At 38.5% G+C, this 23696-nt stretch carries 26 protein-coding genes and 1 pseudogene; 10 read left to right on the top strand and 17 right to left on the bottom strand.

Annotation, left to right across the window (positions count from 1 at the left end; translation table 11 throughout):
• Positions 1-2: 2 nt before the first annotated feature.
• Positions 3-956: an NAD(P)-binding domain-containing protein gene (locus ACHJH3_RS04725; RefSeq protein WP_407063790.1), complete on the bottom strand. Its 954-nt coding sequence runs from the start codon at positions 954-956 to the stop codon at positions 3-5.
• A gap of 152 nt (positions 957-1108) precedes the next feature.
• The gene (locus ACHJH3_RS04720; RefSeq protein WP_407063789.1) at positions 1109-2449 is read right to left on the bottom strand and encodes a class II 3-deoxy-7-phosphoheptulonate synthase; all 1341 of its coding nucleotides are present in this window, start codon (positions 2447-2449) and stop codon (positions 1109-1111) included.
• A 180-nt stretch (positions 2450-2629) separates the two neighbouring features.
• On the opposite strand from ACHJH3_RS04720, the gene rarD reads away from it, so the two are divergent.
• The 6 genes from rarD to ACHJH3_RS04690 all read left to right on the top strand — a co-directional run bounded on the left by rarD (position 2630) and on the right by ACHJH3_RS04690 (position 7545).
• The gene (gene rarD / locus ACHJH3_RS04715) at positions 2630-3517 is read left to right on the top strand and encodes an EamA family transporter RarD (RefSeq protein WP_407063788.1); all 888 of its coding nucleotides are present in this window, start codon (positions 2630-2632) and stop codon (positions 3515-3517) included.
• Between the two features lie 39 nt (positions 3518-3556).
• A complete protein-coding gene (locus ACHJH3_RS04710) occupies positions 3557-4015 on the top strand; it encodes a hypothetical protein (RefSeq protein ID WP_407063787.1) in 459 nt (152 codons plus the stop codon).
• A 149-nt stretch (positions 4016-4164) separates the two neighbouring features.
• Positions 4165-4662 carry a CPCC family cysteine-rich protein gene (locus ACHJH3_RS04705; protein ID WP_407063786.1) on the top strand — a complete coding sequence of 166 codons (498 nt, stop codon included), beginning with the start codon at positions 4165-4167 and terminating at the stop codon, positions 4660-4662.
• Positions 4663-4671: 9 nt separating this feature from the next.
• Entirely contained in the window at positions 4672-5205 is a 534-nt protein-coding gene (locus ACHJH3_RS04700) for a hypothetical protein (RefSeq protein WP_407063785.1), read from the top strand.
• A gap of 127 nt (positions 5206-5332) precedes the next feature.
• Positions 5333-6256: an aspartate carbamoyltransferase catalytic subunit gene (locus ACHJH3_RS04695; protein ID WP_173031017.1), complete on the top strand. Its 924-nt coding sequence runs from the start codon at positions 5333-5335 to the stop codon at positions 6254-6256.
• An 8-nt stretch (positions 6257-6264) separates the two neighbouring features.
• Positions 6265-7545 carry a dihydroorotase gene (locus ACHJH3_RS04690; protein WP_407063784.1) on the top strand — a complete coding sequence of 427 codons (1281 nt, stop codon included), beginning with the start codon at positions 6265-6267 and terminating at the stop codon, positions 7543-7545.
• Between the two features lie 238 nt (positions 7546-7783).
• On the opposite strand, the gene ACHJH3_RS04685 is transcribed toward ACHJH3_RS04690, so the two are convergent.
• From ACHJH3_RS04685 to ACHJH3_RS04615, 15 genes and pseudogenes are all read right to left on the bottom strand, one after another.
• Positions 7784-9097: an amidohydrolase gene (locus ACHJH3_RS04685; RefSeq protein ID WP_407063783.1), complete on the bottom strand. Its 1314-nt coding sequence runs from the start codon at positions 9095-9097 to the stop codon at positions 7784-7786.
• Between the two features lie 111 nt (positions 9098-9208).
• Positions 9209-10273 (bottom strand): glycoside hydrolase family 3 N-terminal domain-containing protein, encoded by a 1065-nt coding sequence (locus tag ACHJH3_RS04680; protein ID WP_407063782.1) that lies wholly within the window; start codon positions 10271-10273, stop codon positions 9209-9211.
• Entirely contained in the window at positions 10270-11166 is an 897-nt protein-coding gene (locus tag ACHJH3_RS04675; protein WP_407063781.1) for an NAD(P)H-dependent glycerol-3-phosphate dehydrogenase, read from the bottom strand. The genes ACHJH3_RS04680 and ACHJH3_RS04675 overlap by 4 nt, the downstream gene beginning before the upstream one ends.
• A 1-nt stretch (position 11167) precedes the next feature.
• Complete coding sequence (gatB, locus tag ACHJH3_RS04670) at positions 11168-12586, bottom strand: Asp-tRNA(Asn)/Glu-tRNA(Gln) amidotransferase subunit GatB (RefSeq protein WP_173031014.1); 1419 nt, start codon at positions 12584-12586, stop codon at positions 11168-11170.
• A gap of 178 nt (positions 12587-12764) precedes the next feature.
• Positions 12765-13445, bottom strand: coding sequence for a F0F1 ATP synthase subunit A (locus tag ACHJH3_RS04665; protein ID WP_169941537.1), 681 nt, complete (start codon positions 13443-13445; stop codon positions 12765-12767).
• A gap of 102 nt (positions 13446-13547) precedes the next feature.
• The gene (locus tag ACHJH3_RS04660) at positions 13548-14309 is read right to left on the bottom strand and encodes a TSUP family transporter (RefSeq protein ID WP_407063780.1); all 762 of its coding nucleotides are present in this window, start codon (positions 14307-14309) and stop codon (positions 13548-13550) included.
• Between the two features lie 134 nt (positions 14310-14443).
• On the bottom strand, positions 14444-14980 hold the full coding sequence (locus tag ACHJH3_RS04655; protein ID WP_172199303.1) for a superoxide dismutase family protein: 537 nt from the start codon (positions 14978-14980) through the stop codon (positions 14444-14446).
• Positions 14981-15098: 118 nt separating this feature from the next.
• On the bottom strand, positions 15099-15863 hold the full coding sequence (locus tag ACHJH3_RS04650; protein ID WP_407063779.1) for a TIGR02757 family protein: 765 nt from the start codon (positions 15861-15863) through the stop codon (positions 15099-15101).
• Positions 15860-17716 (bottom strand): flagellar hook-associated protein FlgK, encoded by a 1857-nt coding sequence (gene flgK / locus ACHJH3_RS04645; protein WP_407063778.1) that lies wholly within the window; start codon positions 17714-17716, stop codon positions 15860-15862. Before flgK ends, ACHJH3_RS04650 begins: the two co-directional genes overlap by 4 nt.
• Before the next feature lies 1 nt (position 17717).
• The gene (locus ACHJH3_RS04640) at positions 17718-18152 is read right to left on the bottom strand and encodes a flagellar export chaperone FlgN (protein WP_169941527.1); all 435 of its coding nucleotides are present in this window, start codon (positions 18150-18152) and stop codon (positions 17718-17720) included.
• Positions 18153-18193: 41 nt separating this feature from the next.
• Positions 18194-18403, bottom strand: a complete 210-nt coding sequence (locus ACHJH3_RS04635; protein WP_172199294.1) for a flagellar biosynthesis anti-sigma factor FlgM — start codon at positions 18401-18403, stop codon at positions 18194-18196.
• A gap of 52 nt (positions 18404-18455) precedes the next feature.
• A pseudogene (locus tag ACHJH3_RS04630) lies at positions 18456-18662 on the bottom strand (rod-binding protein); the annotation flags it as partial.
• A gap of 98 nt (positions 18663-18760) precedes the next feature.
• Positions 18761-19810, bottom strand: coding sequence for a flagellar basal body P-ring protein FlgI (locus tag ACHJH3_RS04625; protein ID WP_407063777.1), 1050 nt, complete (start codon positions 19808-19810; stop codon positions 18761-18763).
• A 51-nt stretch (positions 19811-19861) separates the two neighbouring features.
• A complete protein-coding gene (locus ACHJH3_RS04620; protein ID WP_407063776.1) occupies positions 19862-20440 on the bottom strand; it encodes an RsmD family RNA methyltransferase in 579 nt (192 codons plus the stop codon).
• Complete coding sequence (locus tag ACHJH3_RS04615; protein ID WP_169941517.1) at positions 20437-20787, bottom strand: ornithine carbamoyltransferase; 351 nt, start codon at positions 20785-20787, stop codon at positions 20437-20439. Before ACHJH3_RS04615 ends, ACHJH3_RS04620 begins: the two co-directional genes overlap by 4 nt.
• 154 nt (positions 20788-20941) lie before the next feature.
• Here ACHJH3_RS04615 and ACHJH3_RS04610 point away from each other — a divergent pair, with 154 nt between their 5' ends.
• From ACHJH3_RS04610 to ACHJH3_RS04595, 4 genes are read left to right on the top strand one after another with little or no spacing between them, the layout of a single operon-like run.
• On the top strand, positions 20942-21313 hold the full coding sequence (locus tag ACHJH3_RS04610) for a FlaG family protein (RefSeq protein WP_169941515.1): 372 nt from the start codon (positions 20942-20944) through the stop codon (positions 21311-21313).
• A gap of 2 nt (positions 21314-21315) precedes the next feature.
• The gene (gene fliD / locus ACHJH3_RS04605) at positions 21316-23049 is read left to right on the top strand and encodes a flagellar filament capping protein FliD (protein ID WP_407063775.1); all 1734 of its coding nucleotides are present in this window, start codon (positions 21316-21318) and stop codon (positions 23047-23049) included.
• Positions 23050-23056: 7 nt separating this feature from the next.
• The gene (fliS, locus tag ACHJH3_RS04600) at positions 23057-23425 is read left to right on the top strand and encodes a flagellar export chaperone FliS (protein WP_172199276.1); all 369 of its coding nucleotides are present in this window, start codon (positions 23057-23059) and stop codon (positions 23423-23425) included.
• Between the two features lie 2 nt (positions 23426-23427).
• Positions 23428-23646 (top strand): hypothetical protein, encoded by a 219-nt coding sequence (locus ACHJH3_RS04595; protein ID WP_407063774.1) that lies wholly within the window; start codon positions 23428-23430, stop codon positions 23644-23646.
• The last annotated feature ends 50 nt before the right edge of the window (positions 23647-23696 follow it).

Below are 23696 nucleotides of genomic sequence, written 5' to 3'. Positions count from 1 at the left end.
CTCTACCTACTATTTTTAATGCTTTGTATGACTTTATGCGCATGATTTAGCGCTAAAACAATCGAGCCGCCGTTTTTAAGCACGATATCTCCACCTATATAAAGCCCTTTTATAGTGCTTTGATAGTTCTCATCTACAATCGGATCTTTATCCTCATCAAGCTCTACGCCGCACTTTTGCAAGAAATCAACAGGAGTTGAGCCGCCTATAGCGTAAATTATTCGGTCGTAAATTTCGCTAGTATCATCCGTGAAATTTACCTTTATCTTGCCTGATTCGTTTTCAAGCTCTTTTATATCTACGCCAAGTTTTAATTTTAGCTTTTTAGCGTTTGCTAGCTCCATAACCGCGCTTTCATTTATATCATTTAGTCTTGTAAATTTATCCTTGCGGTAATTAAGCGTTACGTCATTTGACTCACTAAGCTCTACGGCGTATTCGGCAGCCGAATTTCCGCCTCCTACAACGATAATCTTCTCACCGCTAGAGCATGAATTGAGATTAAAATTTACAACCGAATTTAGCGAAGGGGGAATTTTATAATCAGGCTTATTCGGACGCCCCATTTTACCTATGGATATCATCACATTTTTAGCGCCGTATCCCACCGAAGCGGTTGTGATATGAAACACTCCGTCTTCTTTTTTCACGCTTTCAACCTCGGAGTTAAATGCGGTATCTATCTCGTCATTGTCCAAAAGCCTATCAAAATAATCAAGCGTGCTCTCTTTTGTTCCGTCATCAAAAGCCACAATTCCGTGAATCGTGCTATCTTGCCCCTTATAGCTCTTATCAACACGCTTATTATCTTTGTAAAATTTACGAATGGTTTGGCTATGGTTATCGCCTTTTTCTAATAATAAAACGTTTCTAAAACCGTTAGCTTTAGCCTCTACAACCGCGGCAATACCGCAAGGACCGCCGCCTATCACCACAAGATCGTAAACACATCTCATACTTTTCTCCGTTATCTAATAATTTTTATTGATAATTTAGCAAAATTTGTATTAAAAATGAAGAAATTTGCCTATATTTTATGAGAGTTTTTATTAGAATTTAAATTTAAAGAGTTAAAACAGCTTTTTAATACTATTTTAACTCTTGATTTTTAGTTTTTCTTTACAAAATCAGCTATCAAAAAGGCAAGCTCAAGTGCTTGATCTGCGTTTAAGCGCGGATCACACTGCGTTTCGTAGCGATTTTCAAGGCTCTTTTCGGTTATATTAAACGCACCGCCGACACACTCGGTTACGTCTTGTCCCGTCATCTCCAAATGCACGCCGCCTGCGTAAGTGCCTTCGGCTTTGTGAATTTCAAAAAAGCTCTTAACCTCGGATAAAATTTTATGAAATTCGCGAGTTTTATAGTTGTTTGAGGACTTTACGGTGTTTCCGTGCATCGGATCGATACTATAAAGGATATTAAGCCCTTCTTTTTTCACTCCGCGTAAAATTTCAGGAAGCTTTTCTTCTATCTTTTCGGCTCCCATTCTAACGATGATATTTAGCCTGCCCGCTTCGTTATTCGGATTTAGTTTGCCGGCCAGCCTTATCACATCCTCGCTAGTTACGCTAGGTCCTATCTTAACTCCGATCGGGTTATGAACTCCGCTTAAAAAATGCACGTGCGCATCATCAATTCCGCGCGTTCTCTCGCCTATCCAAAGCATGTGAGCCGAGCAGTCATACCAATCTCCCGTAAGGCTATCTTCGCGAGTTAAAGCCTCTTCGTAAGGAAGCAACAAAGCCTCGTGAGAGGTATAAACTACGGTTTGATTTATAGTCGGAGTATTTTGAGAAGTTATACCGCAAGCTTCCATAAACGCAAGCGTTTGACTAAGCTTTTCAACCAATTCATCGTATTTTTTGCCAAGCTCAGGCTTTTTGATAAAACCCAAATTCCATCTATGCACCTCATGTAAATCAGCCAAACCGCCTCTTGAAAACGCACGAAGAAGGTTCATTGTCGAGGCTGATTGATAATAAGCCTCTATCATTCTTTTTGGATCAGGCACACGCGCAGCTTCGTTAAACTCAAAGCCGTTTATGATATCGCCTCGGTAACTAGGCAGCTTTACGCCTCCGACCTCTTCGTAGTCGCTACTTCTAGGTTTTGCAAACTGCCCTGCCACGCGACCGACCTTAACTACGGGACAACGCCCGGCAAAGGTAAGAACTATCGCCATTTGAAGCATGACTTTAAACATATCTCTTATATTGTTCGCGTTAAAATTTAAAAAGCTCTCCGCGCAATCTCCGCCCTGAAGCAAAAACGACTTGCCCTCGGTAACATCCTTAAGCGCCTTTTTAAGATTCCTCACCTCACCCGCAAAGACAAGCGGAGGAAGCGAAGCAAGCTTGTTTTCCACGCTTTTTAACTCATCTAAATTCGGATAAACGGGTTGCTGTAAGATGTTTAAATTTCTCCACGAGCTTTTAGTCCAATTCATCTCATACCTTTTTAAAAAATAACTCAGATTTTAACCAAAAAGAACTTTTAATACACATAAAATTAAACTCAAAGAGTAAATTTGTGAATTTAAGTAACAAATTTTTATAAGTGTTTCAAAATTTAACTAAGCTGTGATTAAAAATTTATTAAATAAAATAGCTTCAAAAAAAGAATTCCAATGAAAAACTACGAAAACGAAACAAAAGCGGGCATGATATACGGTCTTAGCGCCTTTATACTTTGGGGACTTTTTCCGATATATTTCAAGCAGCTTTATGAACTGGGATTTGCCGAGATAGTCGCTCACCGCATCATCTGGTCGGTACTGTTTTTGTATATCCTGCTTAAATTTAGCAAAAAACTCTCTGATGCAAAGCAGTTTTTCACAAACAAAAAAACCGCTTTTTTGCTCTTTACCAGCGGAGTTTTAATCGCCCTTAACTGGTCGATTTATATCTATGCGGTTAGCATAGATAAGATTGTGGATGCAAGTTTAGGATACTTCATAAACCCTCTTATAACGATGCTTCTTGGAGTAATAGTACTAAAAGAGAAAATTTCAAACGCGGGGAAATTTGCGATATTTATCGTTTTTATCGCTATATCAATCCAAATTTACGATGTGGGCGGACTGCCTTTTATCTCGGTTATCCTGCCTCTTTCGTTTGCTATCTATTCGCTTGTTAGAAAGCGTATCAAAATTCCATCTTTAGAAGGACTTTTCGTAGAGACTACGATGGTTATGCCTATTGCTATTGCGGCGCTGTTTTTCATAGCAAAGAGCGGGCAAAATCACTTTGATTTTTCATGGTTTGGGCTTTTTATCACGCTTTGCGGACCGCTTACGGTTATACCGCTTTTACTCTTTAACTCGGCTGCTTTAAGGATAAATTTAAGCACCATCGGCTATATGCAGTATATCTCGCCCTCACTTCAACTTCTAATCGCGGTCTTTGTCTATAACGAACCGATAAACACGGCCAAAATAAGCTCTTTTGTGCTTATCTGGATAGCTCTTGGAGTAGTTAGCATAGATGGAATTTACAAAAAGAAAAAGCAAATTTGAGTATAATCGCCTTTGAAATTTAAGCAAAAAAGGAAATTTATGGATATTTTTACCATGACGATAGTAGTTTCGCTTGCGGTTGCGGCAATAATCTATATGCAAATTCAAAAAATAACTAAAAATATCGATCAAAACGGCACACTTGCAAACAGCTCTCCTGAAAATTTAAGGCAAATTTCAGTGCAAAAATACAAAGACTTCTGCGAACTCATAAACAGCGAACTAAGAGAGCTTAAAAATATGGCGCTTTACGATGATATGCTAAAGGACGCCGAGCTTAAAGATAGCTTTTTACAAAGCCTTAGCGAGATGAGCAAGAAGCTCACGTTTATAGAGACCATGAACACAGCTAGAGACGCTGACAGATGGGAAAGCGAGCTGTTTGAAGTGCTAAATAGGCTTGATGAGCTTATCGAAGCAAATTTCAAAGACGGCGAGCGCGTGAGTGACGAGATAAGAGATAGGCTAAGTGCGGCGTTTGCAAAGCTTCAAAATTAACTACTGCAAAAATCAAATAATTTAAAAATACTGAAAGCTCTACTTTAATATCTTTAAGATGATATCCGCTTTCATCTTAAAGATATTTTTTGATAATGTATATTAAAATATCGTATTGAAATATAAATTTATCAAAAAAAAGGATTATTTTGATTAGATGTCCTTGCTGCGGATATTTAACTATGAAATATATAAATGCGAATGACGGCTTTTGTGTTGATATATGTCCTGTTTGCCATTGGCAATTTGATAATATTTCAAATTCTCGTCCAAATATATCAGTAGGACCAAATTCGGTATCCTTAAATCAAGCCAAAGAAAATTATAAAAAGATAGGAGCGATAGAAGAAAGACTCTTGCAGTATGTTCGTCCTCCTACTAAAGAGGAATTTGCGGATAAACGGATAAAATGTCCTTGCTGCGGATATCTAACCATAGTAGATAAAGAGGATAAGAATTTAATACAAGATGTTTGTCCTGTTTGCTTTTGGCAATATAATACCAAAGCCATAAATAACCCGAGTAAAATAATAGAGCCAAATATAGTATCTTTAAATGAGGCTAGACAAAACTATAAAGAGTATAAAGCTTCAAGCAAGCTAGGCTCTATAAATGCAAGAGAGCCTATGGATGATGAGATAAATTAAAAGAATATCATGAACGCTAAACTCTTTAACGGAAAGATAAATTTAACTTCTAAAATGTACACCAAAGATCAGATGGGTCTAATATATACCGAGGTTTATGGAGGATGGATAGATATGCTTCATAGCCTTTGGGTATTTAGACTATTTTACAGACTTAAAGATCATAGTGAAATTACAGATGATGAGTTTAGAGAGATATATCTAACTGCCCTTCAAAGAATTCTAGAGGATGGAAAAGCCATACTAGAACCTCCTTCTTATCTATGGGAAAATGAAAAGAAAAGATACAATACTCCAACAAGAGTAGTAAAGATGAAATTCGGAGATGAGATAGCATGGGATATTCCTATAGAGGATATGATAGATTATCTTAGGCAAAAAATGACGGAAGAAGATTTTGATAAGGATAATTTATTCTGGTATGATAAATACGCTCCTAGTTTGATCTGGGATCCCGAATACGATGAAGAGTATGCGAAATACGATGAATCAAAGATTTTTGTTGTAGAAGGACAGGGATTTAAACAAGCAAGCGCAAGCTAGAATTTTAAAGCGGTAAAATTTCAGTCGCTTAAAATCGTTATTTGAAAATATATAGAATGTTAAGTAAAAAAATAATAATATAGCGTTTTTGGATTAACTCCTATCCTAATAACTTCAAGGAAATTTGATGAGCTACACCAAAAAAGACCTCGTAACAACTTCAAATTTAAGCAAAGATGAGATTTACCACTTCTTAAATTTAGCCAAAGAATTTAAAGAACTAAACAACTCCGAAATCAAAAAAGCAAAATCCCTCTACGGAAAAACAACGGTAAATGCGTTTTTTGAAAACTCCACGCGCACAAGAACCAGCTTTGAAATAGCGGCAAAGCGCCTTGGAGCCGATGCTATAAACTTTAGCGCTTCTCAAAGCAGCACGAAAAAAGGCGAAACGCTGATTGACACCATAAACAACATAGTCGCGATGAAAACCGATATCGTGGTGGTTAGACACTATAGCTCAGGCGCTGCGAAATTTGTAGCCGCAAACACCGACGCTCACGTAGTAAATGCCGGCGACGGGCTAAACGAGCACCCAAGCCAAGCTCTGCTTGATCTATTTACTATCCTTGAGCACAGAGGAAATTTAGAAAATTTAACCGTAGCGATAATCGGCGATATATTTCATAGCCGCGTGGCTCGTTCAAACATCTACGCAATGCAAACTCTCGGTATCAAGGTTAAGCTATTTGGACCACCTATGATGCTAACGGGAATGGAGGCTTTTGGCTGTCAAATTTGCAAAAGCATGCAAGAAGCGCTTGAAGATACCGATGCAATCATCATGCTTAGGATCCAGCTTGAACGACAAGATGACGAAGTGGCGTTTCCGTCGGTAAGAGAGTATTCTAAATTTTTCGGGCTCACCGCCTCAAAGATGAAATTTGCCAAAGATGGAGTCATGATACTTCACCCAGGACCCATAAATAGAGGCGTAGAGATAAATTCAGACGTTGCCGATGATCCTAGATACTCTCACGTATTAAATCAGGTCGAAAACGGAGTTGCCGTAAGAATGGCGATACTTCATACTTTAATCTCAAACAAATAAGGCAAAATATGACTACTTTAATAAAAAACGCAACCATAGTAAATTCCGATGAAATTTTTAAGGCAAATATCCTGATAGACGGCGAAATCATAGCCGATATAACGACAGACGAACCAAAGGCCGATAGCGTCATAGATGCCGCAGGAAAGCTTGCGATGCCGGGGCTTATTGATATGCACGTGCATTTTAGAGATCCCGGGCTTGAATACAAAGACGACATAAACTCAGGTAGCGAAACGGCGGTTGCAGGAGGAGTAACAACCTGCTTGCCGATGGCAAATACAAATCCCGTAAACGACAATGCCGTAATAACTCGCGATATGATCGCTAAAGCAAAAGCAAGAGGACTGATCGACCTGCTTCCGATAGGTGCTATCACAAAGAGTATGGGCGGAAACAAAGTCGTAGAGATGGGCGATATGGTAGAAGCCGGGGCAGTTGCATTTAGCGATGACGGCTTGCCCGTAGCAAGCAGCGACGTGATGAGATACGCACTTGAATACTCAAAGCATTTTGGCTCATTTGTCATAAACCACTCGCAAGACTGCTCTTTGTGTCGCGGCGGACATATGAACGAAGGTCGAGTTTCGGCGATTTTAGGCATAAAAGGCATGCCAAGAGAGCAAGAGGAGATCATGGTGTCTCGCGACTTGCTTCTTGCAAAGCTAACGGGCGGACACATCCACATAGCTCACGTTAGCTCGGAGTGGTCGCTAAAACTCATCAAGCAAGCTAGAGATGAGGGTATAAATGTAACTTGCGAGGTTACGCCGCATCACTTTACATATACCGAAGACGAGCTGATGAATTATGATACAAATTTTAAAATGTCGCCGCCTTTGCGCACATCAAGCGACGTAAAAGCCGTAAGAGAGGCTATCGCAAACGGGCTAGTGGATGTCATAGTAACCGACCACGCCCCGCACCACACGGATGAAAAATTTTTAGAATTTGATAAAGCTCCGTTTGGAATTTTGGGACTTCAGACACTGATTCCAATGACTTTAGATCTTGTTAGAGAGGGGCTTATCGACTATAAAAAAATGGTTGAGCTGACATCTTTTAACCCGGCAAAGCTTCTTAAGCTAAATAACAAAGGCAAAATAGCAAAAGGAATGCTAGCGGACATCGTTATCGTAGATCCTGACATTGAATACGTCTATGATAAAAATTTAAACAAATCCAAATCTCAAAACTCTCCGTTGATTGATAAGAAATTAAAAGGCGCGGCTATCAAAACGATAAAAAGCGGCAAATTAGTATTTGACTTTCCTAATGTAGTGGCGTGAATTTAATTTCACGCTATTTACAAACCAATCAAATTTAACGCTTAGCTTGTAAATTTTACTCATTAAGCAAATTTTGTGTAAATTTATCCAAATATTAGACAATAAGAGATATTTGAAATTTTATCGTAGTAAATTTATTTTATTAAATTTACAAATTTTATTTGCAAAAAAGGGGATTTATAAATTTGTAATCCAATAAAATTTGCAAGCCCAAAATTATCAGGCTTGCAAATATATTTTACTTGCCGTTAAGCATATAAGTTGAGCGTAAAAATACATCAACTCCGGCGAGCAAGGCGTTTTCATCAAAGTCAAAACAGCTATTGTGATGTCCTGCGGCAAGCTTTGTTCCTATCATCAGATATCCGCTCTTTCCGCCGTTTTTTTGCACTTTTTGCATAAAATGCGCAAAATCCTCGCATGCGCTAAAAGTAAATTCTTTCACTATCAGGTCGTTATTTATATAAGGCGACTGAATCGCTGCTTTCTCATAAAGCTCGGTTATCTCAGGGCTACTATCTCCGCCGCTGGTACCGCCCGTAAGCTTTACTTCGTAGTCCACGCCGTGAATCATGCTTACGCCCTTAATGATATCCATACATTTGTTAAACATAAATTCATTAAGCTCCGTAGTCTCTCCCCGAGTTTCGCAGGCGATAAATCCGTTTGGCGCGATCACGTTTCTACCCTCTCCCGCCTTTAAAACTCCCACGTTTATACGAGTTACTCCATCGGCGTGACGCGTGATAGCATGCATATTTATAGCAGCCTCGGCAGCTGCAAGTAATGCATTAGCTCCTTCTTGCGGAGCTCCTGCGGCGTGGGCTGAGCGACCCGTGAAGATAACGTCAAACTTAGATGTCGCTAAAAGTTTATTAGTGCCACAAATTATGCCTGCATTTAGCTTAGCCTGAAATCCGATATGTCCGCCAAGCAGATAATCCACATCATCAACCACACCCATAGGCTCCATGCCTACCGCACCGCGTGTGCCCTCTTCTGCTGTTTGGAATATAAATCTGAATTTGCCGTTAAAATCATCTAAATTTTCAGCTATGATCTTTGCGAGTGCAAGTCCTATCGTGATGTGTCCATCATGTCCGCAGGAGTGCGTAATACCGTCTATGTCGGCTCTAAAGCCCTCTTTTACTGGTCTATGGCTCTCATCTTTGCTCTCGGTAACATCCACGCCGTCGATATCAAATCTAAACGCCGTCATCTTGCCTGCCCTACCCGTATCGATATCTGCAACTACGCCTGTAAGCCCATCCTCCATAAGAGGCAAGAATTCCTGCTCCTCTTTGCTTAGCAAACTTTTGGCTCTTTCTATAGCCTTTTGCGCAGCCTCAGGAGTGCCAAGCCCTTGTCTGGCATCAGGCTTTACTATCTCGCGCCCCATTTTTAAGCTATATCCATAGTCTTTTAGCTTCTTAGCTATACTAGCGGTAGTAAAAAATGTAAACCAACCCGTCTCAGGATGTGAGTGATAAAAGCGTCTGTGCGCTATCATTTCATCTTTTAAATTTTCGACTTTAGCTTGAATTTTATCCATATTTAACTCCTTAAATTTTAGATTTTAAATATTAATTTTAGATTATAACTCAAATTTAATTTTAAAAGTCTAAAAATATTGTTAAATTAGGTGGATGACAAGGAATAAAATTTATTGAAGTTCGCTCTTAAGCTTCATGATTCGCTCGTAAGATAGCTCTATGCGCTCTTTTGGAATTTTCTTTTGATTTACCGCATCAACTATTATCTGCGTTACGTATTCGGTGGTTTTTCGCTCCCCTATCATAAAGTCGCTAAAGAGCAAGATATCTCCGCCCGCATTTATGAAATTTACAACTTTTTGAGTAAGGCTAAAGTCCTTTAAGCCTCCCATGAGCATATCATCGCTTATGACGGCTCCATCAAATTTCAGATTTTCCCTTAGCAAATTTTGGATAATTTTTTCAGAAAGAGATGAGGGATTTTGATTATCCTCTTGATTTAAATAGACATGAGAGACCATTATAAGCCTTGCTTGATTCTTTTTGATCGCATCATAATAAGGCTTAAGTTCGTTATAATTAAAGTTTTCTATCACGGTTTTTGTATTATGCGAGTCAGTTTGCGCAGAACCGTGTCCAGGAAAATGCTTAAGCGTAGTTAGCACCCCAACTTCGCTAAAAGCGTCTAAAAATTCACTCGCATATAAAGAAACTTCGTCTATATCCCTACTAAAGGCTCTGTCCTTGGAAGCTATGATAGGAGATACCGTGTCTAATACATCGACAACCGGGGCGAAATTTAAATTTACGCCAACCTCTTTTAGCTGAGTAGCCATACGACCGTAAAGCTCTTTTGCACTTTCCAGATCAAGCTTTCTAGCCACTTCGCTTGCATAGATAAAGGTTTCAAATCCTACCTTGTCCTTAAATCTGGTTACGATTCCGCCCTCTTCGTCTATGGCTATAAATATATTTTTTTGAGCATTCTTAAAGGCTGCAGTTAAAGCCTTTAGACTCTCTTTGTCTTTGACATTTTTGCCAAGCAGCATAACTCCGCCAAATCTTTGATATTTAGCATCAGATATTGCGGTTTTAGCTTCGTTTTGATTTGCGCCGTTAAAGCCCACCATGATCATCTGGGCTATCATTTTGCGAAGCGGCGGTTTTTCGTTTGCAAAAAGCAAACTGCAAGTCATGATAGTAATACAAAAAAACAGCCTAGAGAAAACTCTCAAATTTTCTTCCTGCTAAGTAGATCAATAAGGCTCTTTTGAACCTCTTTCCCGCCAAGCATGGCGACTACTTCGTTTACGATAGGAGTATAAATCCCCTCTTTTTTAGCAATCTTTTCTATGGCATAAGAGGTATCTATGCCCTCGGTAACTTCGCCTAGATCGTTTAAAATTTTATTCAAGCTTTCGTTTTTAGCAAGTCCAAGTCCTACTCGGTAATTACGCGACAAGACGCTTGAAGCTGTAAGAAAAAGATCGCCCGCCCCGCTTAAACCTAAAAAAGTCTCGTCTCTTGCGCCAAAATACTTGCCAAACCTCGCCATCTCGACAAGCCCTCTTGAGATAAGACTTGCTCTAGCGTTATTTCCCAGTCCAAGACCATCGCAAATTCCACCTGCTATGGCAATCACGTTTTTATACGCTCCGCAAATTTCAGCCCCTATAACATCATCTGAAGTATATGCCTTGATATAACTTGGAAAAAGATTTGAAATTTCTTGAGCTAGCGACAAATTTATAGAATTTACGACAAGGGCGCAAGGAAGTTTCTTTTCGACCTCTTTTGAAAAGGTGGGTCCTGATAAGAAAGCCAAATTTGAACTATCGACGTACTGCTCGTAAATTTCGTTTAAAAATTTTAAACTGCTTGTTTCTATCCCTTTTGAGGCTACTAAAATTTTTTGATTGTAATTTTTAAAATTTTTCTTAAGCCACTCGCCCGTAACCTGAGAAGGAATAGTCATAACTAAAATTTCAGCTCTTAAAGCCTCATCGGCAGATACGAAATTTGGAATTTGACGAGGTGTTTTAGAGCTTATTACACATTCGTTTTTCTGAGAAAGCGCATGAAAAAGAGCGCTTCCCCATTTGCCCGCTCCAAAAACAGCTATTTTCATATCAAAGCTTTGTTTTTAGTAGTTCATTGACTTTAGACGGATTAAAAGCACCCTTGCCTTCTTTCATAACCTGACCGACAAAAAATCCAAATAGCTTGTCTTTGCCGCTTTTATACTCGGCAACCTTATCGGTGTTTGCATTTAAAATTTCATCTATAATCGCAAGTATAGCTCCATCATCACTAACTTGCTTAAGCCCCAATTTCTCTATCGCATCATCTACGCTTATATCGTTTTCCATAAGAAAATCAAGAATCTCCTTAGCAGCCTTCCCGCTTATAGTGCCGTCCTCTATCCTAGCTAAAAGAGTTGCCATTTTAGCGCTATTTACAGGAGAGTTCTCTATAGTAACGCCGTTTTTAAGCCTTCCTAAAAGCTCTACAAGCAGCCATGTCGAGCAGAGTTTTGGAGATATGTTAGCACCCACCAAGTCCTCAAAATACTTTGCCATCTCCGCAGAACTTACTAAATTTTTAGCATCGTCTTCTTTGATATCGTAATCTTTTATATATCTAGCCACTTTTTGCTCTGCAAGCTCAGGGATTTTGATCGCCTCATTATACATATCTTCAGGAATTTCTACGGGCAATAAATCAGGATCGGGGAAGTATCTATACTCGGCGCTATCTTCTTTACCGCGCATTGATTTTGTAACCAAATTTACCGTATCAAAAAGTCTTGTTTCTTGATAAACTTCCTCATCGTATTTGCCATCTTCCCACGCTATACTTTGGCGCTGCACTTCGTAATCAATAGCTTTTTGAATAAATTTAAAGGAATTTAAGTTTTTAATCTCAACTCTTGTGTAAAGTTTCGTATCGCCCTTTGGTCTAATGCTTACGTTTGCGTCGCAACGAAAGCTTCCTTCTTGCATATTTGCATCGCTTATGTTTAAAAATCTCAAAATAGAATGAAGCTTTTTAAGGTAAGCTACCGCCTCATCGCTACTTCTTAAATCAGGTTCGCTAACTATCTCAAGTAAAGGAGTTCCTGCTCTATTAAGATCAACAAAGCTAACGCTTCCTTCGTGGATGTTTTTGCCGGCATCCTCTTCAAGATGGGCTCTGGTGATACCTATGCGCTTTTTCTCGCCATTTACATCGATAAAAAGCTCGCCATTTTCTACTATAGGCACTTCAAACTGAGAAATTTGATAAGCCTTTGGAAGATCCGGATAAAAGTAATTTTTTCTATTAAAAACCGATTTTTTATTTATAGTTGCATTTACCGCAGTACCAAAGCTTATAGCCTTTCTAACAGCTTCTTTATTTAGCACTGGCAAGGCTCCGGGAAGCGCTAGACAAACAGGACAGACATGAGTATTTGCTTCATCGCCAAAACTTGTCGAGCAGGAGCAGAAAATTTTCGTTTTTGTATTAAGCTGAGTATGAACCTCAAGACCGATTACGACTTCAAACATAATTAACCTTTTTTATTAAGAATACGCCGTGAATTTATAGCGCAAATTTTAAGCGTTATTTTAGCAATTATTTCTTTTAACTTATCTAAAAACAGCGATTTTATTTGAAATTTGAGGATAAAAATAGTGAGAAATTTTAAATTTTACCGACCGTAGTTTCAGTCGGTAAAATTAAATTTTAATGTTCGTCGCTTATTAAAATAGCGCCCGCAAGATACACATAAGTAAGCATCATAAAAATAAATGTCTGAAGCACGGCCATAAGCGTTAGTAGAGCATACGCAGGAAATGGTGCGATGACAGGTGCAAGCGCAAGCATAACCATAAGAAATAGATCATCACCCTTGATATTTCCAAAAAGACGGAAAGATAAAGAAACTATACGTGAAAGGTGTGAAACAACTTCAACTAAAAACATAAGTGGCGCTAAAACCTTGCTAGGTCCCATAAAATGCGCAAAATACTTAACAACTCCGTTTTTTCTAATACCTTCAAAGTTATAATAAACAAACACGACAAGCGCAAGTGTTAGCGTCAAATTTAGGCTTGATGTAGGCGACTCAAAGCCGGGAATGATACCGATAGCGTTTGAGAAAAATACTACAAAACCTATAGTTGCAACAAGTGGAAGGTATTTTCTGGCTAGCTGCTCGCTTCCTAGCACGTCTTTACCCATAGCTGTAACGCCCTCCAAATACGCCTCAACGACATTCTGAGTGCCTCTTGGAACAAGTTGCATATTTTTAGTGGCAAGCTTGGCGACAACTAAAATAATAAGCGTAACAAGCAAGAAATGCGCCGCATAAGTAAAGGAGTGTGAATGTGAAATAAGACCTGAAAAGAGAAACAAATCTTTCATGCATTAACCTTAAATTTATAAATTTTGCTGAGATTTTAGCAAATTTATTGTTAAAAGTTTTTTAACTTTGCCCTATTTTAGCACTTATTTTGATTTTTGAACTTAAGAAGCGAAATAGTCATAAAGAAGTTTTAAGATAGTGGCTCCAACCACAAATAAAAACATCGTTCTTATAAATTTAACCTCTTTTTTAATGACTAAATTTGAGCCTATGAAAGAGCCTAAAATTTGCCCTACTCCCATTAATATCCCAACTTTCCAAAGAACTTGTCCGCCGATGATAAAAACGCCTAGAGATACGATATTGCTAACGAAATTTAAAAGCTTTGTGTGTGCAACAGCTTTTTTCATACTAAGTCCTATCAAAGCCACCATGGCAAAAGTCCAAAACGAACCGGCTCCGGGCCCGAAAAAACCGTCATAAAAACCAAGCAAAAGCCCAAAAGCTATGTAAAAAATTTTATAATTCATCCTTGCTTTTTTATCGCTATCTCCAATCTTTGGGGTGATGAGAGTATAGATAAAAATAGCGATTAATAAAAACGGAATTACGACTTTTAAGAAATTTGGATTTAAAAATAAGATTAAAGTAGCGCCGAGACATGCGCCGATAAAAGTAAAGATAATGCCTAAAAACGCCTCTTTATAGTCGATCATGCCTTTGCGAGTAAAATTTAAAGTCGCCGTAAAGCTCCCAAAAGATCCTTGAAGCTTGTTCGTTCCAAGCGCAAGATGAGGCGGCACTCCCATAGCCATGATAGCAGGAAGAGTTATAAGTCCGCCTCCGCCGGCAATAGAGTCGATAAATCCACCCAAAAACGCAGCGCCAAAAAATATAAAATAAGCTAAGAGATCAAATTCCATAATTTTTCTTAAATTTGAATTTAAAATAGGCAAAAATAATACTAAAAAATTTATTAAATTTTAATGATATTTTGTGATTTAAAGAATTGAAAGAAAATTTAAAGAGAGCGGCTCCAAAAAAGGAGCCGAGAAAATTATTTTATAACGCCGCAAACCAGTCTTGCACCACCACCGCCAAGTGGTTTTGGATGATCATGGTGGTTATCTGCGCCAACGTGAACCATTAGTGAGTGTCCTTTTAGCTCGTCAAGCGATTTAATCTTTGGAGCTAGTACAGGATATACTGCGTTACCGTCTTTGTCAGCATAAAGGATAGGCAAGTCGCCTTTGTGTCCCATATCATCCCAAGGGAATGAGTGTTTTTTAGTATCTGTCGGATCCCAGTGACCGCCGGCTTTCATGCCTAGACCTTTTTCAGTAGCGCCACAGTCTGCATTCATGTGAACGTGAAATCCGTGAGCACCGCTCTCGATTCCTTTTAGATTTGGGAAAAACGCTACGCCGTAGTTTGTCTCGATAGCTACAACTTCGCCTACGTTTGTATTGCCTTTTTCACCAAGTTGCTCCATAGGGATAACGATATGTTTTTGAGCTTTAGGGTCAAAATGCATATGCTCGTGAGCAAATAGCATAGTGCCAAGCAACGCGCTAAGTAAAAGAGTTTTTTTCATGAAATTCCTTTAAAATAAAATTTATGCGTAACTATATCAAAACATTGTAAATAAAAATTAATAGTAAATATTAATTTTTCCTTTAACTTCGTTAAATAGCCGTTTTAAATATGTTAAATTATTTTTCGGGATTTAAAATTTTCTCAAGCTCTTTGCTCTGCCCTATCCTATAAAGTGCAAAATCATAGCGTATAGGATCAAGCGGATCAAACTCTTTTAGTCTGTTCGTAAGCTCACAAACAGCGGCAAAATCATAACTTTTGCGATTTATTAAATTAAGCGCAAGCGAAACTCGGTGAGTATGCACATCAAGAGGGATTAAAAGCTCGCTTTTAGGCAAATTTTTAAAAAGCCCAAGGTCGATATCGCTATCTCTTACCATCCAACGAAGAAACATATTGTAGCGTTTATATGGTGAATTTGGTTTGTTCTCAAAGCTCTTTCCAAAAAAGAATTCATATCCGTCGGATCTATACGAATTTAAAGAGTAAATAAATTTGATAAGCTCGTTTATGCCCTCAACCATAAGCCCGTTTTTATCAAAGCCGCTTTTGATAATCGCCTCAATATCACCGTCTTTTTTAAGGCGAGAGAGCGTGATAAAAATTTGCCTCACATCTTCAACGCTTTGAAATCGGTATTTGAAATTTTGCAAATTTGAAACGATCTTGCTTTCACTCTCATCAAGCAAGCTAAAGTCAAGCGAATTTAGAAATTTAAGGATCAAATTTGCATTGCCGTAAGCAAACAAAGCGCATATTAAAGCTATGTTAGGCTCTTTAAATTTGCTTGCTGCTTGAAGCGGATCCGAGGCTGAATAAAGCCCCAGATCGGTATTTTTCTCAAGCGCATGAGCGTCAAGTAAAGATTTTAAATCCGTCATTGTTTAAGCGTTAGTAGAGTATCAAGCATCTTTTCAACAGTAGTTATTATCTTAGCTGCCGCACCGTAGCTTGACTGAAATCTTATAAGAGAGGTTAGCTCTTCGTTTAAATTTACGCCACTAACTGATTGATGCTCGCTCATGGCGGTTTTATTTATCGCTTGGTTTGTATCATGCAAGTAGTTGTTGCCCTGAGTCTGGCTTGCGATATCGGTTGTGATAAATCGATAAAATCCCTCTATGGTCTCGATCTTATCCGCATGCTTGTTTGAATAAAAATATATCTTTTTATATTGAAGCTGAACCATATCGTTTGCTACGTCATTATTACCAGGAGTCGGATTTGAGTAGCCCTTAAGTTTATGCGGATTTTCCACTAGCTCGGTTTTAACGCCGATATCTTTTGCACTATTTCCATTGAAAAATTTATTAGTGCCGATAATGCCCGGGAAATTTGTCCCTTTATCCACAAACGCTATACTGTATTCGCCCGAGTGTCTTAGAGCCGATACGCCAAATGTGCCCTTTTTAGTCGCTGGATCATACTGATAATAAGCCCTAAAATAATCATTTACGTCGTTGTGTATGTTATTGTCTTTATTATCATCCGTATCGGCATTAAAGTCTTTGATGATAGAAGTGCCTCTAGTAGGATCATCCATCGTCGTAGTAGCGTCTATGGTTATGGTTTTTCTGGCTACCTCTTGACCTTGATTGTTATAAACTATCACGTCAAAGCTTCCATGCTTGATGTCGTCGTTAAAATTCATAAGCGTTCTTGAAGGCTCAAGGAAGCTAAGCTCGTCTGTTGTTATATTTTCTACGGCTGATTTGGCGTAGATGTTATTAGTCTCGGTTATCAAGCCTTTAGCAAAAGTGTTTAGATTGTCAATATATTTTTGAATAATTCCGTCTTGAAATTCTCCGCCCTCGCCAAGATATCTTCCTCTTAGATCAAGCGCCGCTCCTAGTTTGCCGCCTGTAAGCTTAGAGGACATATCCACGCGTTTGCCGTCTTCTCTTTCGTAGTAGATATTGTGAAAGTCAAATTTATTGGTTGAATTATCAAGCGCAAGCGGATGGAAATTTACGCCGTCCACTATAGAAAATCCCGAAATGTTAAGATTGTATTTTGAACCTATATCCGTTACCGTAGGGTCTATATAAGCGCTTCCTTGAAGCTCGCCTTTAAAGGCGGTTGCATTAACGAGCTTTGATATGGCAAGCTCAAGCTCATCACGCTTATCGCGCAAGTCATTGGCTCTTGTAGTGCCTACTGACTCCACGCGCTGAATTTGCTTATTGATCTCGGCTATCTCTTTTGCATATTTGTTTATCTCATTTACCGTTACTTCTATCTGCGAATTTACATCTTGCTGAATTTTATGCAACATATCAGATGCGCCTTGAATGCTCTTTGCTAAAGTCTCAGCCGCATTTAGCAAATTTATCTTTTGAGAGCCTTCGGTAGGATTTGAAGCAAATTTATTCCAAGCATCAAAGTAGTTTTGTATATCTCGCCCTATTCCTACACTTTTTAGATCAGGAAATCTCTGAGTAATCTCTTCTAAAATTCTCTTTTTATATGCTGAAAATTCAAGATTGCTAGAAGAACTTCTAAGACGGGAAAACACAAATTCGTCATGAATTCTTACTATAGTATCTACCTTGGTGCCTCGTCCGATATCACCGGGCATCCCGTGCTCAGGCTCTCTTGCCGATTGGATTACACGCTGTCTTGTGTAGTGCTCGTTATCGGCGTTTGTGATATTGTGTCCGGTAGTTGAAATTTGCATCTGGGCAGCATCAAGCCCGCTTATACCGATTCCTAGCGAAGAAAATATATTAGCCATTTTAAACCCTTGTTTTTAGTAGCGTCTCAGGCGTAGGAGTAGCCTTTGCGTAGCCGCTATCGTCTTTTGCGTCTTTAAACATATCTTTAACTAAACTGTCAAAAAATTCTTTAACCGTTACTACGTATCTTGCATACTCTTTGTTTTTTAGATGAAGCTCTTCAAGCTTGCTTCTCATATTGACTAAATTTGCCTTTACTTCATCGTCAAGTATGCTTGCTAAATCAGAGCTGTTTTGCTCTTTTGAAATTCTTAAAAGCTCTTTGTCAAGTAGTGATTTTGTGTTTTCAAATTTTTTTATGAGGTCGTTTTTTAGCTTCACACTCTCTTCAACGGCGGAGTGTTTTGCCTCTTTGATATTTTCGATATCAGAATTTGTAGTTTTAATAAGTTCATCAAGCACGCCAATCGCGTCATTTAAATAAGTTTTAAGCATATTTGTCCTTTCTGCAAATTCACACAAAGGACAAATTCATGCTACATAATCTCATCGGCAATTGCGCGCGCGGTTTTTGAAAGATCTATCTTGTAAGTTCCGTCGGCTATCGCTTGCGAAATTTTCGCTACCTTGCTTTCGCTTTTATCCTGTGTGTTTTTAATCTCTTCGCTAACTTCACTTTTTTTAACTTCATTTCGTGAAATTTGCTGAGGGCTAAGCCCAAATTTTGAACCGAGTGTCGATATCATTGTTATGCCTTTTTAAACATTTGATTACCAAATCGGCATAAATAAAATTTTCTTAAGCCCTTTCCTTTAAAAAATTATAAAGTAGCTCACTAAAGCCTAAATTTCCGCTCAAAGCCCTGCTCATCGTGTCGTTATACATAGATGAGTAAATTTTATCTCCAGCATCCTTTGGAAAGAGCGGATTTTCATCTTTAAGCGCAATATCAAGCACGCTTTTAACCAAAAACGCCTCAAAAGCATCTGTTTGCTCTCTTAAGAGCTTATCGTTTTCCTCTTCGCTTCTGCCTGCTTTATTCGTGATAGAATTTGTCGAGATACTGTTATATGCGTTTATAGCTAAGTGATTATCAACGTTCATTATATGATCTCCAAATCAACATGTATAGCGCCGACTCGCTTTAAATTTTCAATTATCGCGATGATGTCGCTTGGGCTTGCTCCAAGTTTATTTAGAGCTCTTGCTACGCTTGCTACGGTGGTGCGCTCTCCGCTTACTTTTATCAAATTTGCCACCGGATCTATCGCCGTGTTGTCTTTGATATCTATAGCGCGCTCGCCGTCTTCATAAGAGTTTGGCTCGATCTTTATCGTGATATCTTTATGCGTGATTACGACGGGATCAACGGTGATATTTACGCCGCTTACTATCGTGCCCGTGCGCTCGTCTATTATTATCTTATCAAGCGCTTTATAATCAACATCTATCTCTAAAATTCCCGCCAGAAACTCAACCATACTGGCATTTTCAGGCTTACTGACTCTAACCGTTCTTGGATCGATAGCCACGGCTACATTGCCTCCCACATGCAAATTTATAGCGTTTTGGATATTTGAAGCAATTCCAAAGTTTGACTCTTTAAGGCTTAAATTTATAGCCTCTTGATTGTAGATATCATACACTATCTCGCGCTCCACAAAAGCTCCGCCAAATACCGTTCCCGCGGTTGCGTGATTGCCGCTATTTCTGCTTGCACTTTTTCCGCCTATGGTAAGCGAGCCTTGAGCAAGCGCGTATATATCGCCGTCAACGCCCTTTAAAGGGGTCATAAGAAGCGTACCGCCTTGTAGACTTTTGGCATCGCCGATTGAGGATATCACCACATCAAGCTTATCACCCTGTCTTGCAAAAGCGGGAAGCTTAGCCGTAACCATAACGGCTGCGGTATTTTTTGATTTTATATCGTTTGGATCGATTTTTACATTTACGCTTTGAAGCATGTTTGAAAGGGATTGGATAGTAAATTCAGAGCTTGAGCCGTCGCCCGAGCCGTTAAGTCCCACTACAAGTCCGTATCCTATAAGTTGGTTTTCTCTAACTCCTACGACATTTGCGATATCTTTTATCTGAGCCGCATTTGCAAATACGCCAAGTATACACGCAGCAATCAGTGATGAAGCTAGCTTCATAGCCGTCCTTTTAGTTTATTTGCCTAAAATAAAGCAAGAAGCATTCCAAATTTACGAGTAGTAGCTTAAGGAGGTGTTTCCGAATTTTTTAGTTTTTATAAGCAAAAATTTGCCGATATTTTCAGGCAGGGCGTAAGAACTTGCATGCTCTATTGCGATTAAAAAAATTTGCTTTTCGTCTAAATTTGATATCAAATTTAAGCACTTTTCATAAATTTCCTTAAAGCCCTCTCTTATATCAAAAGGCGGATCAAGATATAAGATAACGCTTTTTTCGCCAAAATTTTCGCTTCTTAAAATTTCAGGCGTGAGCTTAAAGGTATCTCCGTTTAGCACGCGCAAATTTAGCTCATCGATACTTTTTGCATTTTCGTAAGCTATCTTAAAGGCTGCTTTATTAAGCTCTATAGCATAAGCTTTTTTAGCCTCGTTACTAAGCGCTTCGCATGCCATAAGCGCACTTCCGCCAAAAGCTTCGATGAAAATTTTACCCCGCAAATCATATCTGAAGCTGTCAAAAAAAGAGCCTTTTACTATATTTTTTGTGCTTCTTGTGGTAGTAAGAGAAGGCAAGGCTAGTTTTTTACCTTTAAATTTACCGCTTGAAATAGTTGTAAAAAGCCTTTTCATAAGTACGACTTTATAAGAGCTATGAGATCTTTTTTAAATTTTTCCACCAAATTTGAAATAGCCTCTTCAAGGGCTAAATTTTCATCTTTTTGCTCTATCTTAAAGCTTGCTTTTGGAATTTGGATAGCGGAATAAAACTCTTCAAGCGTATTTAAAAGAGTCTCTTTACTAAAAGGAATTTGAAGATGAGCGGAATTTGCAGCGATTATAAAAACAGGTTTTTTACTATCTATCTTTCTGTCAGAAATTATAAAATCGCAATCTTTTTTATGCGCAATAAAATCTTTTAAAAACAGTTCAAGAGAGTTTTGAAGCAATATACAATCGCAATCAAATGAGATTTTCATACCGAATTTCCTTTTAAAAAGTAAGAAATATTAGCAAATTTAAGCGTAAATTTTAATTAATTCAAAGAGAGAATTTATGGTATAAAGAAATTTGAAATTATGACGATGTAGGGGAATAATATTGATTAAAACGGCAATCTTTAAAGGAGAAAAGATGGAAATTTTTAAAGTCGCTAGCCAGCAAATGAACACGGTAGCGCATCCTAGCAACGCTCAAGCGCATACTCAAACAAGGGAAGTTGAGCAAACTCACTTACAACAAAACAGTGCGCAAAATAATTTAAGCATAGACAACGAAGATTTAGCAAAAAAATTAAACGAAGCGACCGAAAAATTAAACAGACAGATGGAAGCCCTTGATACCAATGTTCGCTTTGCATATAACGACAAGATAAATTCGCTATATGTGAATGTAATGGAAGTAAAAACGGGTGAAGTTATAAGAAAAATCCCAAGCGAGCAAGTAATGAAACTAAGCGAATACTTCAGGGAGGCTGTCGGGGTATTATTCGACAAGGAGAGTTAAAAATGGCATTAGGTAAGATATCTTCACTAGGTCTTGGAAGTAGCGTTTTAACCCAAGAGGTTATAGATAAGCTAAAGGCCGCCGATCACAAGGGTTTAGTAGATCCGATTTCTAAAAATTTAGAGAAAAACTTAACCAAACAAAAAGATCTTTCGGCGATAAAAACTCTTGTAAGCTCTTTTAAGTCTTCCGTTGCGGCACTTGGCGATGAAACGATGTTTCTTAAAAGAAACGTTAGCACAAACGGAAAGAGTGCCGATTTGCAAGCAGATCCCGGCGTAGGTCTGCAAGATATCGAGATAGACGTAAAACAACTTGCACAAAAAGATATCTACCAAAGCAAAAAATTTACGGCTCCCGAGTCTTTTGTCGGCAAAGAGGGCTCGTTTGCTATCAAATTTGGCTCAAATACATACAAAATAGAGTTAAAACAATCAACTTCGTTTGAAGAGCTAGCTACAAAGATAAACGACGCCACAAACGGCGAAGTGCAAGCCAGAGTGCTCAAAGTGGGCGGAGATAAGCCGTATCAGCTGATTTTACAATCCAAAAACACGGGTGCTGAAAACAAGATAGAATTTAGCACCGATAACGGCAGCGGTAATCCGCTAACAAATGCAAACGAAATTCTAACCGAGCTTGGCTGGGATAGCGCAAACGTAGCAAATAATAAAATTTCAAACGCTCAGGATGCCGAATTTACATATAACGGCATAACCGTAAATAGATCAACTAACAATATAAAAGATCTTAACATAGGACTAAATTTAACTCTTAAAGAGACGGGTAAAACGACATTTAGTATAAAAGAAGACAATAAAGACATAAAGACGGAAATTGATAATGTAGTAAAAAATTACAACTCCCTTATAAATACTCTTGCTATGCTAACCGATTACAACCAGGACACAAAAAATGCAGCCACTTTTCAAGGCGTTAGCGAGATAACCAGTATCAAATCAACCATAAACAAAGCTCTTTTTGAAAGCAAAGCTATAAATGTTAACGGCAAAATCAAAAACCTAAATTTGACCGATTTTGGCTTTGAGCTTACCGAAGATGGTCTTCTTCAAGTAAAACATTCAAAACTAAACGAAAAACTTGATAAGAATTTAGACGAAGCCAAGATGTTATTTACAGGCTCGACAAGCTACTCTCAAGTTATCACGGGAAGCTCTAAGCCTATAAATAGCGGAGCGCTTACGATAGCAAATGAAGATTTTACAATAAACGGTAAAAAGATAAATTTAACCACATCTGCGTCAAATTCGTCAAAAGAAAACGCAATCGCGCTTTTAAAAGCCATAAATGAAGCAGGCATTAGCGGAATGCAGGCAAGCCTTAATCAAACCGAAGATAGAATCGTGCTAAAAAGCATAGACGGCACAAACATAGAGGTAAAAGGCAATCCTAATATCCTTGATAAACTAGGACTTGCAAATAGCAACATAGGTGCCAAAAAGACGACGACGGACGGGATTTTTACAAATTTAAATATAAAATTAAAAGGTATGATCGACAAAGAAAAAGGCTCACTAAGCATCTTTGCTAAAAATTTAAATGAAGAAAAAGAGAAGCTTGGAGAAGACAAAAAACGTGCCGTAACTGATCTAAATACCAAATACGACATGATGGCGGAGAGATTTTTAGCTTATGACAAAATGATTAGCAACTTGCAAAATCAATTCTCGACGCTTAAATCAATGATCGATGCCGAACTAAACGCAAAGAGATAGGAAAAATATGATAAATAACACAGCTTACGCGGCATATTCTCAAAACGCGGTAGGAGGCATTGAGTCTCCTCAAAAGCTAATAGAGATGCTGTATGAAGGAATTTTAAGATTTATCTTTAGAGCGAAAAAATCGATGCAAGAAAATAACATCGAAAAAAAGGTCTATTTCATCAACCGAGCAAACGCTATCTTTATCGAGCTTTTGAATTCGCTTGATTACGAGCAAGGCGATGTGGCGCACTATCTAAGCGGTCTTTATACGAGGCAAATTCAGCTTCTTTCACAAGCCAATATCTCAAACGATGAAAAGATTTTAGAAGAGGTTGTAAATGTTACCAAGCAACTTCTTGAAGCGTGGAAAGAGGCCACAAATTAGCGATGAAATGGCTGGAAGAATTTAAGATAGCCGTGAGTAACGGCGATGTCGCGAGTCTGGAAAAGCTGATAGAGAATTTTCCGCAGGAATTTGAAACTTTAGAACAGCTCAGCGAGGCTGCAACTCTAACCGAAGGCGCCATAGAGATCATTAAAAGCAAAGTCGATAAGCTAAGCGTGGAGATGAAAAAACTAAAAGACGCTAGAAATTACATGCAGTAAAAGGCAATTTGAGTCAATTTAGCGCCAGTTAGCCCTTACACTCTTTTCCA

This window comes from Campylobacter canis (assembly GCF_045504005.1).
GTDB classification, from domain to species: domain Bacteria; phylum Campylobacterota; class Campylobacteria; order Campylobacterales; family Campylobacteraceae; genus Campylobacter_A; species Campylobacter_A canis.
The sequence above is the reverse complement of the archived record's forward strand: the minus strand, read 5'-3'. Positions and strand labels throughout refer to the sequence as shown.

Bases quoted from the DNA above. Each gene is read 5' to 3' on its own strand.
- ACHJH3_RS04725 (WP_407063790.1), bottom strand. From the start codon at position 956: ATGAGATGTGTTTACGATCTTGTGGTGATAGGCGGCGGTCCTTGCGGT.
- ACHJH3_RS04720 (WP_407063789.1), bottom strand. From the start codon at position 2,449: ATGAATTGGACTAAAAGCTCGTGGAGAAATTTAAACATCTTACAGCAA.
- rarD (WP_407063788.1), top strand. From the start codon at position 2,630: ATGAAAAACTACGAAAACGAAACAAAAGCGGGCATGATATACGGTCTT.
- ACHJH3_RS04710 (WP_407063787.1), top strand. From the start codon at position 3,557: ATGGATATTTTTACCATGACGATAGTAGTTTCGCTTGCGGTTGCGGCA.
- ACHJH3_RS04700 (WP_407063785.1), top strand. From the start codon at position 4,672: ATGAACGCTAAACTCTTTAACGGAAAGATAAATTTAACTTCTAAAATG.
- ACHJH3_RS04695 (WP_173031017.1), top strand. From the start codon at position 5,333: ATGAGCTACACCAAAAAAGACCTCGTAACAACTTCAAATTTAAGCAAA.
- ACHJH3_RS04690 (WP_407063784.1), top strand. From the start codon at position 6,265: ATGACTACTTTAATAAAAAACGCAACCATAGTAAATTCCGATGAAATT.
- ACHJH3_RS04685 (WP_407063783.1), bottom strand. From the start codon at position 9,097: ATGGATAAAATTCAAGCTAAAGTCGAAAATTTAAAAGATGAAATGATA.
- ACHJH3_RS04675 (WP_407063781.1), bottom strand. From the start codon at position 11,166: ATGAAAATAGCTGTTTTTGGAGCGGGCAAATGGGGAAGCGCTCTTTTT.
- gatB (WP_173031014.1), bottom strand. From the start codon at position 12,586: ATGTTTGAAGTCGTAATCGGTCTTGAGGTTCATACTCAGCTTAATACA.
- ACHJH3_RS04665 (WP_169941537.1), bottom strand. From the start codon at position 13,445: ATGAAAGATTTGTTTCTCTTTTCAGGTCTTATTTCACATTCACACTCC.
- ACHJH3_RS04660 (WP_407063780.1), bottom strand. From the start codon at position 14,309: ATGGAATTTGATCTCTTAGCTTATTTTATATTTTTTGGCGCTGCGTTT.
- ACHJH3_RS04655 (WP_172199303.1), bottom strand. From the start codon at position 14,980: ATGAAAAAAACTCTTTTACTTAGCGCGTTGCTTGGCACTATGCTATTT.
- ACHJH3_RS04650 (WP_407063779.1), bottom strand. From the start codon at position 15,863: ATGACGGATTTAAAATCTTTACTTGACGCTCATGCGCTTGAGAAAAAT.
- flgK (WP_407063778.1), bottom strand. From the start codon at position 17,716: ATGGCTAATATATTTTCTTCGCTAGGAATCGGTATAAGCGGGCTTGAT.
- ACHJH3_RS04640 (WP_169941527.1), bottom strand. From the start codon at position 18,152: ATGCTTAAAACTTATTTAAATGACGCGATTGGCGTGCTTGATGAACTT.
- ACHJH3_RS04635 (WP_172199294.1), bottom strand. From the start codon at position 18,403: ATGATATCGACACTCGGTTCAAAATTTGGGCTTAGCCCTCAGCAAATT.
- ACHJH3_RS04625 (WP_407063777.1), bottom strand. From the start codon at position 19,810: ATGAAGCTAGCTTCATCACTGATTGCTGCGTGTATACTTGGCGTATTT.
- ACHJH3_RS04620 (WP_407063776.1), bottom strand. From the start codon at position 20,440: ATGAAAAGGCTTTTTACAACTATTTCAAGCGGTAAATTTAAAGGTAAA.
- ACHJH3_RS04615 (WP_169941517.1), bottom strand. From the start codon at position 20,787: ATGAAAATCTCATTTGATTGCGATTGTATATTGCTTCAAAACTCTCTT.
- ACHJH3_RS04610 (WP_169941515.1), top strand. From the start codon at position 20,942: ATGGAAATTTTTAAAGTCGCTAGCCAGCAAATGAACACGGTAGCGCAT.
- fliD (WP_407063775.1), top strand. From the start codon at position 21,316: ATGGCATTAGGTAAGATATCTTCACTAGGTCTTGGAAGTAGCGTTTTA.
- fliS (WP_172199276.1), top strand. From the start codon at position 23,057: ATGATAAATAACACAGCTTACGCGGCATATTCTCAAAACGCGGTAGGA.
- ACHJH3_RS04595 (WP_407063774.1), top strand. From the start codon at position 23,428: ATGAAATGGCTGGAAGAATTTAAGATAGCCGTGAGTAACGGCGATGTC.